This window comes from Paenibacillus sp. sgz302115 (assembly GCF_056120445.1).
On sequence record NZ_JBVYOK010000001.1, the window covers coordinates 173,804 to 185,774 of the forward strand.

An 11,971-nucleotide genomic window follows, 5' to 3' on the forward strand; every position below is an offset into this window, starting at 1 on the left:
ATAGAGAAATATACCTGAGGGTCTCGGGAAGGATTGAACAGGATGGCAACGATCAAGGATGTGGCAAAGCTGGCAGGAGTGGCCTTGTCAACAGCTTCATATGCGATGAACGGCGACAGCAAGGTAAGCGCCAAGACTAGAGAAAAGGTGCTTGAGGCAGCAAGACAGCTGAGCTATCAGAAAAATGGCTTTGCCATGGATTTGAAAAGAAGCCGGACCAACACCATTGCTCTGATACTCCGGGATCTGTCCGGTCCCTATTATTCAGAATTGATCCGCAGCATTCAGGATGTGGCATTATCCAATTCGTATGACCTGATTGCCTGCAGCTCTATGGGCGGCAAAGATTCGACTGCGGTGAAATTTTTGATGGAGAAAAGAGTCGATGGAGCCATTGTTCTGGCTCATAATATAACTGATGAGATTCTGCACGCAGCGGGAAGCAGCCGTTTTCCAATCGTTGTTATGGACCGTTTGATTACCGGAGAGGGACTAATCAATGTAATGGTAGATGGTGAGCAGGGGGGCTACAGCGCAACCCGCCACCTGATCGAAAAGGGGCATAAGGAGATCGCCTTTGTCAGCGGTCCCGCCAATTCCTATGACAATGCGCTCCGCTATCAGGGCTTTTTGCGGGCCATGCGGGAAGCCGGGCTTGAGGAGAAAACGAAGTGGAAGCTGAGCGGCGGTTTTATCCGCGAGGGCGGATACAAGGCGACCAAGATGATGCTGGTACAGGGGGAGCTCCCGACAGCTATCTTTTATGCGAATGATGAAATGGCTGTAGGCGGGATGAAGGCGCTGGAGGAGGGCGGAGTTTCCGTCCCGGATGATATATCGGTTATCGGCTTTGACGATATTCAACTGGCTGAATACATTCAGCCTCCAATGACAACGATCCGCCAGCCAATGTATGAATCAGGCTCGCTGGCTGGACATCTGCTGTTCCAAAGACTGAACGGAGATGCAGTCAATTCGTTCTACAAGCTTAAAATCGAGCTGATTGAACGCAGATCAGTCAAAACCCAGAGTTAATTGGAGAGCCTCTGAATAGAGGCCTTAAGTCTGGAAATTAAGTGAAACGTTTCTTATTATACAATGTATTACTGGTTCCAAAGCTATGCTATTAAAGGTTTTATTAAGAAGAAACGTTTCGTATTCACTGGGGGGAGTAGCTATGAGTGAGCATTTGTATAACAAATATGTAAAGAACATGACGCTTGAAGAAAAGATAGCCCAGCTTCTGCAGCTTGCAGCCCCTTTTTACGACGAGCCGGGTGATGATTCGGAAATTACCGGTCCAATGGAAGAGCTTGGCATCGGGAACGATACCAAACGTGCAGCAGGCTCGGTGCTGGGTATAGCCGGTGCGGAGAAAATGATGGCCGTGCAGAAAGAACACCTTGCTAGTAACAGACTTGGTATTCCGCTGCTGTTCATGGCCGACATCGTGCACGGGTTCAAAACCATTTTTCCGATTCCGCTGGCGATTGGCTGCTCGTGGAACCCGGAGCTGGCTGAATTGAGCGCAGAGATTGCTGCACGTGAGGCTGCGGTCTCCGGTCTGCATGTTACCTTTGCTCCAATGGTGGATTTGGTCCGCGATGGGCGCTGGGGCCGTGTAATGGAGTCTACCGGCGAAGATACTTATTTGAATTCTGTGTTTTCCAAGGCATTTGTGCAAGGCTTCCAGGGCGATGATCTGGAGAACGATATGACCCGCGTAGCTGCTTGCGTGAAGCATTTTGCGGCGTATGGACTGGCCGAAGGCGGACGTGATTATAATACGGTTGATTTGTCGGAACGCCAACTCCGCGAATATTATTTGCCGGCATACAAAGCGGCGGTAGACGCCGGGGTAGAGATGGTAATGACCTCCTTTAATATTGTGGACGGTATCCCTGCTACAGGCAACCGCAGATTAATGCGCGGCCTGCTGCGCGACGAATGGGGTTTTGACGGAGTCGTCATTTCTGACTGGGCCGCGATCAAAGAGATGATTGCTCATGGCGCGGCGGAAGATGATAAAGAAGCTGCCTTCAAAGCGATCTATAGCGGTGTCGATATCGACATGATGACCACAAGCTATGTGAAGCATTTGCCGGAGCTGGTGAAGGAAGGGCTTGTTGATGAGGCTCTGATTGATGAAGCGGTGCTGCGCATTCTGAAATTGAAGGAAAAGCTCGGTCTGTTTGAGAACCCGATGCGTGGGGCAGATCCTGAGCTTGAGAAGAAGATTGTTTACAGCGATGAGCATCGCCAGGTGTCCCGCAAGCTTGCCGAGAAATCCAGTGTACTACTCAAGAATGAAGGCATCTTGCCGCTGCAGGCGAACCAGCGGGTCGCGCTGATTGGTCCGTTCGCAGACAGCGGCGATATCCTCGGCTGGTGGTCCTGGCAGGGCTCCAAGGAAACTGCTGTGCAGCTGGGAGCTTCCATGCGGGCATTAAGCGCGAGCCCGGACCATGTTGTCATCGCGGAAGGCAGCGGTATCCACACCATAAGTGAGTCTCAAAAGGCTGAAGCCATAAAGGCCGCTGCGGCAGCGGATATTATTGTTCTGGCGGTTGGCGAAGCCTCGGAGATGAGCGGAGAAGGGGGCAGCCGCAGTGATATCAGACTGCCTCAGGCGCAGCTGGAATTGATCCGTGTGATGAAAGAGCTGGGCAAACCGCTGGCAGTCGTATTGTTCAACGGCCGTCCGCTTGATCTGCACGGTGTATACAATGTAGCGGATGCAGTGCTGGAAGCCTGGTTCCCGGGCAGTGAAGGGGGGGCGGCTCTGGCAGACTTGCTATATGGCAAGGTGAACCCTTCCGGCCGTCTATCCATGTCCTTCCCTTATTCGGTTGGTCAAATTCCTGTCTATTACAATTCCTATAATACTGGCCGGCCTAAGCCGGAAGAAGAAACAGACAACCGCTATATTTCCCAGTATATTGACATTCCAAATGAGCCGCTGCTGCCTTTCGGCTTCGGCCTGAGCTATACAACCTTTGCCTATGAAGGGCTGTCGTTATCCTCAGAGGTTATGGCCCCTGACCATCCGCTTGAAGTGAAGGTAACGGTAACCAATACCGGCAATATGGCCGGAACGGAAACCGTCCAGCTGTACATTCGCGACATATCGGGAGAGGTAGTCCGTCCGGTTAAAGAGCTCAAGGACTTCCGGCAGGTTGATCTCGCGCCTGGTGAGAGTAAGGAAGTTGTCTTCCACATCGAAGAATCACAGCTTCGCTACCATCACAGCGACCTGTCCTTTACCAGTGATCCCGGCCAGTTCACCGTCTTTGTCGGTGCAAGCAGCCGTGATGTGCAGAAGGCTGGCTTCCGGTTAGTACAATAGTTTACAAATGACAGAACATTCGCGGCATTAGCCCGATCAGATAAGGAAGTGAAAGAAATGACAACTATAACAAACTCCAAGCTGTCGCTTCAAAAGGGTGAGCTGACCTTTACATTTCTGGAGAGCGGTGACCTCTATCAGGCCTTTGGCGGCAAGATGATGATCAATCAGCTGCTGTCCAATAGTGTGGATGGGGCACCCGGGAATATCTATGCAAGACTTCACTTACAGGACGGGATTCATGCGTTTCCACTGATTGGAGCTAAATCGGGCAGCCGTTTCCGTAAGGAGGGTGAACGCCTGGTATGGCAGGGCGAAATTGGAGCGGAGCAGGCAGGTCAAGGACTGACGGCAAACCTCAAGTATCAGGTCGTCTTCACATTGGCTAATAACGGAATATGGTTCTGGGACGTGACGATCGAAGGCGGCGGTGTTCTGCTGGATGTGATCTACACCCAGGATGTAGGTATTGCTTCCCCCGGAGCGGTTACTAGCAATGAAGCTTATTTATCGCAATACATTGACCATACAGTCTTCGAAGATAAAGACAAAGGCTACGTAGTATGCTCACGCCAGAATCAGCCGCAAGGCGGAAAGTTTCCTTATCTTCAACAGGGATTGCTGGGCGGTTCTGCAGGTTATTCCACCGATGGCTTCCAATTCTTCGGCCTGTCCTACAAAGAGACCGATCAACCGGAGGCTCTGTTCAAGCAGAAGCTTGCGAACGAAGTCTACCAATACGAATTTGCCTATACGGCATTGCAGTCTGAGCAAATCCAGTTAGACGGACAGGCACGCTTCACATTCTATGGTCTATTCCGTGAAGATCATCCTGCTGCGATAACAGAACTGGAGCATGCTGCGGCTGTGCAGCAAGCCTGGCAGGAGACGCTAACTTTAGGCGACGTGTCTGACAAGGGCGATTGGAATACCCGTATTGCTGTATCCCCACAGGTAGGGGAACCGCTGCAGACCTTGCCGCTGACAGAAGATGAGCTGAACGCCCTGTTCCCGCATAAATTCCAGGAGGAACGGGAAGACGGCAAGCTGCTGGCTTTCTTCACAGACAGCTACGAGCACGTGGTGCTCAAGGAGAAGGAGCTGCTTGTTGAGCGCCCGCACGGGCATATTCTCATGAGCGGGGACAATGCGCGTTTGAACCCGGAAGTACTGACTACTACTTCTTATATGTACGGTATCTTCAACTCCCAGGTGGTTATCGGCAATACCAATATGAATAAAATGATGTCCAATGCCCGCAACGCATTGAATGTATACAAAACCTCCGGTCAGCGCATTTATGTGCAGACAGAAGAAGGCCAGTACCATTTGCTCTCCATGCCTTCGCTGTTCGAAATTGGCTTCAACTATGTCCGCTGGTATTATAAAACAGCTTCAGACACCCTGGTAATTACCAATTACACCACTGTGGATGCGCCGGAGATCAGACTGCATGTCCGTTCTGCGAACGGCATTTCGTACCGCTTCCTGGTTACCAACCAGATTACAATGAATGTGGCAGAATATGAGGTTCCTTACCAAATGGCCCAAGACGCAACCAGCGGAGCATTGACCTTCCGCGCGTCAGAGTCGGGAACTAGCAGCCAGGTATATCCAGAGCTGGCCTACCGGATATTTGTTGAGGGAGCAGCTTACCAGCTCGGCAATGAGTCGGTACTGGTAGAAGGTCCAGCTCAAGGCAGCGCTTCGCTGGTTGTTCTGGAGCTTGAGGACAGCGCGGATTGGACATTGAGACTGCAAGGGCTGCTAGATGGCAAAGAGCTTCCGCTCACGCATACTGCGGCAGAGACTGAGATAACCCGCTACCGCGAGTTTTTTGCCGGTGTGATGAATGGCTTCAAGCTGACCCAGCCGGGCGGCGATGAAGGTGAGCTGTTCAAGGTGAATGCACTTGCCTGGTGGTATACCCATAACATGCTCGTTCACTATTCGATGCCGCACGGTCTGGAGCAGTATGGCGGAGCGGCTTGGGGAACACGCGATGTGTGCCAGGGACCGGTGGAATATTTCCTGGCTACCCATAAATATGAGCAGGTACGGGAAATTCTTTTGACGGTATTTGCCCATCAATATGAGGATGACGGCAACTGGCCGCAATGGTTCATGTTCGACAAGTATACCCGAATCCAGCAGGAAGAAAGCCACGGCGATATTATCGTCTGGCCGCTTAAGGTTCTGGGAGATTATTTGCGGGCAACCCGTGACTTCGCTGTTCTCGACGAGCAGATTCCGTATACCCGCAAGCATGGCTTTGATTTTACAGAAACGACAGCTTCCCTACGTGAGCATGCGGTTAAGGAACTGAATTATATTAAAGCGAATTTCCTTCATGACACCTTCCTGTCCTCCTACGGAGACGGCGACTGGGATGATACGCTTCAACCGGCCAATGCCCAGCTTAAGCAGTATATGGTCAGCAGCTGGACCGTTGCTTTGACATATCAGACGGTGCTTGGACTGTCGGGAGTGCTGCAGGGTGTGGATGATGTATGGTCAGGAGAACTGAAAGAGCTGGCGGAAGGAATTAAAGGCGACTTTAACCGCTATATGCTGGGAACTGATGTAATCCCGGGCTTCCTGTACTTTGAAGATCCGGCTGATGCCAAGCTGATGCTGCATCCCGAAGACAAGGAGACCGGCATCCAGTACCGTCTGCTGCCGATGACCCGCAGCATGATTGGCGAGCTGCTTACACCACAGCAGATGGAGGAGCATTACAAGCTGATCCAGGAACAGTTCCTCTGCCCAGACGGTGTGCGTCTGATGAACCACCCGGCACAGTATGCGGGCGGAGTCAGCCTCCACTTCAAACGTGCGGAGCAGGCGGCTAATTTCGGCCGTGAGATTGGCCTGCAATATGTGCATGCACATATCCGCTTCGTTGAGGCTATGGCCAAGATCGGCAAACGCGATCAGGTATGGAAAGGGCTGGCGGTCATCAACCCGATCGGCATCCGTGATGCGGTTCCGAATGCGGAGCTGCGCCAGAGCAATTCCTACTTCAGCAGCTCGGACGGCAAATTCGCTAACCGCTATGAGGCGCAGGAGCGTTTTGCAGAGCTGCGTGACGGCTCGGTTCAGGTAAAAGGCGGCTGGAGAATCTATTCGAGCGGCCCGGGGATCTACATGAACCAGCTGATCTCGAATGTGCTGGGTATCCGCGAAGCCGGCGGCGATCTGATCATTGATCCTGTGCTTCCGGATGAGCTGGATGGCACACGTTTTGATTTTGAATATGGAGGCGCTCCAGCCACATTTGTATACCACTTTGCACAAGGCGAGCTTAGCGCCGTCAAGGTGAACGGCCAGGAGGTTCAGGCTGAGCGGCTGGCTAACCCGTACCGCACTGGCGGACTGCGGATCAAGCGCGCTGACTTTGAACGTCTGCAGAGCGCAGAAAGAACTGTAGTAGACATTTATATGTAAGCTAAGATGCAGAAAGCGGCCAGTAGTGCCGGTATTCCCAATCGGAATGCCTGGCACTCACTGGCCGCTTTTTTAAAATACAAGAATTTATATGTTTCACGCTATAAATTATCCTTCTATTTCTCGCTGAAACGGATACCTGAAAGCGATACGGAGTATCGCTGCTTCGGAAGCATAGGCTCTTTATAAGGACGGCGTAGCCGTTTTCACTTGTCAGCTAAAGAATAAGGAGCTTTCGGGAAATAAGCGGATGCCGGCTTGAGGGAAGGGGTGGCTCCGTTAAGATTGCTTCCCAAGCCCTAACTGTATTTCATACAACTAAAAAGCCGTATTTTCGTGCTGAATCTGACTTAATTGCATTCTGTACATCTAAATCGGCAGCAATCCGATAAAAATATAGTTTTAGCCATTTTTAATTGCACAGAATACAGTTACCGCTACAAATACGGGTTTAAGCAGCCTTTTAACTGCAGTAAATACAATTAACTAATACAAGCATCAGACTAAATTGTGTTTAGAAATGCAGTATGGCTCACAATCCCGCCGCAGTCTATCCAAAGTTAAAGGTTAGGCGTTATCTGTCAAACAACGAACGCAAGAACTCGATTCAGCCGGACGACATCTGCCGGAGCGATTTTCAAGGTGTGCAGTTCATCGCCTGTGCCTCCATAAATATAGTCCAGGGACAGCAGGCGGTTTTCGAACAGGCAGGGTAAGCCGTGGCCGATCAAAGGAATTGTTAAGATCTACCCGGCCCCGTTGAGCGCTGGCTATAAAAGCAACTAATCCGTGCTCTGTTTGAACGATAAGTGTAGGTGCAGCTTTTGCAAGATCAAAGTATTGCTCCGCATCCCGGGTCGAGCGGATAGGGGTCTCATGGGCAATCAGCTCATAGTCGCTGTTCTTCTCGTCCAGAAGCACTGCAAGCTCTGGCAAAGTAAGCATTAGAGCACACCTCTTTCCATGGCGGAGAGCTCGAAATAATCAAGGCTCATCGCAGCACGGACTTCCTTCATCGTCTCTTTCGCGATTTCACGGGCATGCTGCGTTCCGGTCATCAGAATTTCTTCCACTGCTTTTGGCTTACTGCCGTAATAGGCGCGGCGTTCCCGCATAGGTGCGATTAGCTGCTCAAGCGTCAAGGTGATACGCTCTTTACAGGCGGAGCAGCCCATAGTTCCACGTTCGCAGCCTTCGCGTATCTCAGGAAGAGCATCCGGTTGAAAGGCTCTGTGATAAGCATAAATAGGGCAGATCCCCGGGTGGCCGGGGTCATTTTTATGCACACGGGCGGGGTCAGTGACCGCTCTTTTTATTTTATAGGCAATGTCTTCCCTGGTAGAATCAAGCGCGATGGCATTTCCGAGGCTCTTGCTCATCTTCGCATTTCCATCGGTCCCCACCAGTCTTGGCGTATTGCTTATGAGCGCTCTAGGCTCTACAAGTATGGGCTGATACAGTTCACCAAACCGGCGTACGATTTTGCGGGCCAGCTCTAAATGGGGAAGCTGATCATCGCCCACGGGAATCAATGTTGCCTTGCAGAAAGTGATATCAGCCGCCTGACTTACCGGATAGCCGAGAAAACCATAGTATAGCTCATCCAGTCCCTGTCCCTTAGACTCCGCCTTAATGGTTGGATTGTGGCGCAGCGAATTGACGGACACGAACATCGAGAAATATACGGTGAGCTCAGCGATTTCGGGAATCATCGACTGAATGAAGATCGTGGACTTCTCCGGGTCAATCCCTGCGGACAAATAGTCAAGGGTCATCTCATGGATGTGGCTGCGGATCAAGTCCTTTTGTTCAAAGTGGGTCGTCAGCGCCTGGACGTCGGCCAGAAATACAAAGGAATCATACTCCTCCTGTAATCGCACCCGATTCTCCAGACTGCCGGCATAATGGCCAAGGTGAAGCTTTCCGGTAACACGGTCTCCTGTCAATACTCGTTCTGTCATAGCTCAATATCCTCCTAAAATGGTTGTAATGAATTTTTAGCTGCTTGTGAAATTGCATGATTAACCGCCACCACCAGCCATCCTCCATGGCCATCACCCCCCTGAAAAACAAAATAACCCCGCCCGCTAAGGACGAAGTTGTCGTTGTACCACCTTAAATAACCGCTCAGCCGCATATAGACGGCATTCGGTCTTCGTTATACGGTGCGGAGATTTATACATGAATCATCTCGAGACCGTTCCCCTGATAACGGCGGGACTCCCGGCATTTCCCTACTGCACCCGAAGGAGGGAGGTTCGGAAAAGCAACTCCAAAGGCCATTCGAGCATATCCTGGACACCGGTTCACAGCAACCACCGGCTCTCTGCAGATCCACGCGGAATATGTCTACTTACCCTTTTTCAATGTTGTTCTTGATATATGGGGAATATTACCTTATGAAGCATGATCCGTCAAGCCTCTATACAAAAAACCGAAGCTCCATTTCTGGAGCTCCGGCTGACTGACGAATTTGAATTAGGTTTAAAACTTATCGTGGGGAGATCGTCTCAATGGAATCCACGGTTGTCTCGGAGAGCTTAATCTTCGATTTGCCGTCGGTGCTCATCCGGTAAAGGTTGTCGTTATCTTCTGTATTCCAATAGTAGATGCCTGCTACATCCTCATTAAACGCGCTGTTATCCCAATCCACACCGTTCAATTTGGTTAATGTGAGATTTGCATTCAATGCATAAGCACCTTTAGTAGCAAAAAATACAGTTTGTCCAGAGGCTGTGCCGTTCTTGAACTTGGCGACATGTTTTACATTGCTTAGTTCAACCGGTTTTGTACTGGTCACTTTACCGTTAGCTACAGTGCTGACATAGCCTTTGCCGTTGCTGCCGACGTAGGCCAGCTTGCCTCCGCCCATATCCGAAAGGCTGACAACACTGGTTTGGCTGAATTGAAAGACTTTACCGGCTTTATCAATTGCGTAGGCCTTGCTTTTGGTATAGACGAAATTATCATCATCATCTACTGTGACACCCTTGTTATAAACGAAGTAGTCATTGGACCATCCGCCCGAGAGGGTAGCGTTCGCATCCAGCGGGCTTTTAGCATTTACTGCTTTTGCATTTCCGCCATTGATTGGAAGCGTGTAGAGGATCATGCAGTCCAGTGAATAATACGTTTCTTGCGGCTTGGTATCCACCATTACAGAGACTGTGTTGTTGCTTGGATGGATAAAACGGGAGGATGGAATAGCTCCTTTGGCAATCCACTGTACGTTGCCGCTGCCATCTCTTGATTTCGAAGCGGCCCAGGTGTTCGCACCGTCTTTCAGGGCATTATAATAAATCCGCCCGTTTACTACCTTAAATCCCGGAAATTCTATATCCGCATTGGAAGCAACCTGTTTGATCTGGCTGTCATCTGCCGCATTGGCCAGCGAACGGTGGATTTTTCCTGTATCATCCATGAAATATAGGAAATCACCCTCTACCAGGTAGAATACGATATTTTTGTTAGCGGCAAAACTGCTGATAAGCGGATCAGTCTCCGTCAGCGATAAGCGCTGCAACTGGGAGGAGGAATCACCAGTTAGAAAATACAAGTATTTGTCTGTTGCTTCAACATCTGTTCCTTCGAAATTCTCGGAGAGCTTCTGGATAGTACCTCCGGCCGACGGCACACGGTATAAAGTATCATCTGAGGTATAATAAACATACCCATTCTCTGAAGCCGCCGAAGCGGTAGGGGTTAGCTTGCCTCCTCCAAGTGTTCCGATACTTACCAGCACACCTGCAAGCAATGTGAATAATACTCTTTTGACTGATTTTGGCATTCGATTCATTTGACGACTCCTCTGTAGATGAAATAGTGTAAATCAAAACATATCTTAAGATATCGGATTTTAATGAAAAAAATAAATAACACAAAAGAACCATTATTTTACTTAGAGTTTACATCAAAGCGAAAATCATTGAGTAAATAGCACAAATTTTAAGGATTGAGGGTTGACATCAGCTTACTTGCCATGTAACATATGAAAGGTCGTCATACCAATAACTGCATACTTTTCTCGTATAACCTCGCAGCATCAGGCACCAACAGGGCGAGGGTTTCTACAGGAAGCCTACTCTTCCTAACTACGATGACAAGGACCTTGCTCTATGTCCCTTGTCCCCGGAGTTAGGATTATTTGCGTGTAGCGGCCGATTCAGAGTAATCAGGAGGTTCTAAGAAACATGAAAGATTTGAAATATTTGCTCTCCGTCTTGGCGGGGGCTATGAGCTACGGTATTTTGTCAACAATTGTCGTTTTGGCTTACGGCAAAGGATACCAGCTTGGGGAAGTGGTTGGCACACAGCTCTTGACCGGCTGCATTCTTGCCTGGCTGCTCGCCTTATATACAAAAATCAGACAGACACGAAAGGCACGCGCCCGCGGCATCGCTGCTAGTGTGCAGCAAGCAGCAGCGCCATTGACCTGGAAGCACCGGCTGCTGCTGATGCTGGCAGGAGCCCCTACGGTGGCAACGGGTCTGATGTATTATCAATCTCTGCGCTACATTCCGGCCTCGCTGGCGATTATCCTGCTGTTCCAATTCACTTGGATCAGCGTGCTGATTCAAGCCGTCAGCAAACGCCAGCGGCCAGACAAGATTACACTGCTGACTTTGCTGCTGCTGTTCGGGGGAACGCTGCTGGCAGCGGGAATTATGGATCAGGGCGCGGCCCATTTCAACGTCCTGGGAATCACTCTGGGACTATTGTCTGCGGTAAGCTATTCCATGTTCATTATTTTCAGCGGCAAAGCTGTTCCTGCAGCGCACCCGGCATACCGTAGCGCCTGGATGATTACCGGAGGCTTGCTGCTGCTGTTCATTTTATTTCCGCCATACTTCCTGTTTAACGGCTTGCTGTGGGGACAGCTGCTGCTGTTCGGATTCCTGCTTGGTTTGTTCGGCGCATTTATCCCGCCTGTGCTGTTCGCTATCGGTGTCCCTCATATTGGTGGCGGGATGGCCGGAATTCTTGGTGCTGCCGAGCTGCCGGTTGCCGTGTTGCTGTCTTCGTTCGTGCTTCATGAGCAGGTGAGCGGATTGCAGTGGACCGGGGTTGTCCTGGTGCTGCTGGGGGTCATGCTTCCCGAGCTGTATAAGCTGCGCTGGAAAAACGCGTCCGCAATCCCATCATAAGCCTCATGTGCTTAAACGCGAAGCCCTTAGCCTG

The 11,971-nt window shown here is 50.4% G+C and carries 7 protein-coding genes; 4 read left to right on the top strand and 3 right to left on the bottom strand.

Annotated elements, in window-relative coordinates; all coding sequences use genetic code 11:
- Positions 1-42 precede the first annotated feature (42 nt).
- The 3 genes from AC0LWN_RS00785 (at position 43) to AC0LWN_RS00795 (ending at position 6,793) form a co-directional block, all read left to right on the top strand.
- On the top strand, positions 43-1,035 hold the full coding sequence (locus AC0LWN_RS00785; protein ID WP_474662757.1) for a LacI family DNA-binding transcriptional regulator: 993 nt from the start codon (positions 43-45) through the stop codon (positions 1,033-1,035).
- Between the two features lie 142 nt (positions 1,036-1,177).
- Entirely contained in the window at positions 1,178-3,346 is a 2,169-nt protein-coding gene (locus AC0LWN_RS00790) for a glycoside hydrolase family 3 N-terminal domain-containing protein (protein WP_474662758.1), read from the top strand.
- 57 nt (positions 3,347-3,403) lie between these two features.
- Positions 3,404-6,793: a GH36-type glycosyl hydrolase domain-containing protein gene (locus tag AC0LWN_RS00795; RefSeq protein WP_474662759.1), complete on the top strand. Its 3,390-nt coding sequence runs from the start codon at positions 3,404-3,406 to the stop codon at positions 6,791-6,793.
- Positions 6,794-7,444: 651 nt separating this feature from the next.
- Here the strand turns inward: AC0LWN_RS00795 and AC0LWN_RS00800 are convergent.
- From AC0LWN_RS00800 to AC0LWN_RS00810, 3 genes are all read right to left on the bottom strand, one after another.
- Positions 7,445-7,738 carry a hypothetical protein gene (locus AC0LWN_RS00800; protein ID WP_474662760.1) on the bottom strand — a complete coding sequence of 98 codons (294 nt, stop codon included), beginning with the start codon at positions 7,736-7,738 and terminating at the stop codon, positions 7,445-7,447.
- The gene (trpS, locus tag AC0LWN_RS00805; RefSeq protein ID WP_474662761.1) at positions 7,738-8,754 is read right to left on the bottom strand and encodes a tryptophan--tRNA ligase; all 1,017 of its coding nucleotides are present in this window, start codon (positions 8,752-8,754) and stop codon (positions 7,738-7,740) included. The genes AC0LWN_RS00800 and trpS overlap by 1 nt, the downstream gene beginning before the upstream one ends.
- A 530-nt stretch (positions 8,755-9,284) precedes the next feature.
- The gene (locus AC0LWN_RS00810) at positions 9,285-10,589 is read right to left on the bottom strand and encodes a DUF5050 domain-containing protein (protein ID WP_474662762.1); all 1,305 of its coding nucleotides are present in this window, start codon (positions 10,587-10,589) and stop codon (positions 9,285-9,287) included.
- Positions 10,590-10,983: 394 nt separating this feature from the next.
- Here AC0LWN_RS00810 and AC0LWN_RS00815 point away from each other — a divergent pair, with 394 nt between their 5' ends.
- The gene (locus AC0LWN_RS00815; RefSeq protein WP_474662763.1) at positions 10,984-11,937 is read left to right on the top strand and encodes an EamA family transporter; all 954 of its coding nucleotides are present in this window, start codon (positions 10,984-10,986) and stop codon (positions 11,935-11,937) included.
- The last annotated feature ends 34 nt before the right edge of the window (positions 11,938-11,971 follow it).

Coding starts and splice junctions, on each gene's coding strand:
- AC0LWN_RS00800 (WP_474662760.1), bottom strand. CDS start 7,738: ATGCTTACTTTGCCAGAGCTTGCAGTGCTTCTGGACGAGAAGAACAGC.
- AC0LWN_RS00790 (WP_474662758.1), top strand. CDS start 1,178: ATGAGTGAGCATTTGTATAACAAATATGTAAAGAACATGACGCTTGAA.
- AC0LWN_RS00795 (WP_474662759.1), top strand. CDS start 3,404: ATGACAACTATAACAAACTCCAAGCTGTCGCTTCAAAAGGGTGAGCTG.
- AC0LWN_RS00810 (WP_474662762.1), bottom strand. CDS start 10,589: ATGAATCGAATGCCAAAATCAGTCAAAAGAGTATTATTCACATTGCTT.
- trpS (WP_474662761.1), bottom strand. CDS start 8,754: ATGACAGAACGAGTATTGACAGGAGACCGTGTTACCGGAAAGCTTCAC.
- AC0LWN_RS00815 (WP_474662763.1), top strand. CDS start 10,984: ATGAAAGATTTGAAATATTTGCTCTCCGTCTTGGCGGGGGCTATGAGC.
- AC0LWN_RS00785 (WP_474662757.1), top strand. CDS start 43: ATGGCAACGATCAAGGATGTGGCAAAGCTGGCAGGAGTGGCCTTGTCA.